The sequence below is a fragment of the Salifodinibacter halophilus genome (assembly GCA_012999515.1).
GTDB lineage: Bacteria > Pseudomonadota > Gammaproteobacteria > Nevskiales > Salinisphaeraceae > Salifodinibacter > Salifodinibacter halophilus.
Genome location: JABEEB010000214.1, coordinates 1 through 275 on the forward strand (window position 1 = coordinate 1; position 275 = coordinate 275).

At 70.9% G+C, this 275-nt stretch carries 1 protein-coding gene; it reads right to left on the reverse strand.

Translation table 11 applies throughout. The features are described from left to right. Positions 1-275, reverse strand: a 275-nt coding sequence (locus tag HKX41_11370) for a VCBS repeat-containing protein (GenBank protein ID NNC24731.1), incomplete at both ends; no start/stop codon positions are given.

A 275-nucleotide genomic window follows, 5' to 3' on the forward strand; every position in this document is an offset into this window, starting at 1 on the left:
CATCTGCATCCCATTGCCGTCGCTCCACACCAGTTCGGCGCGGCCGTCGCCGTCGAAATCGTCGATGGCCAGCACGCGCCAACCGGCGCCGACGGTGAACGAGCGTCCGGCCAGGCGCTGGCCGTCGTGCAGGGTCCAGGTCGCCAGATAGCCCAGTTCGTGCAGCCAGGCCATGTCGCTGCCGCCGTCGCCGTCGAGATCGCGCGGCGGCACCGGCAGGCGCCGCGGCGTGCAGTTCTGGCCGTAGTTGACGACGGTGCCGCTGCTGCTGGCAT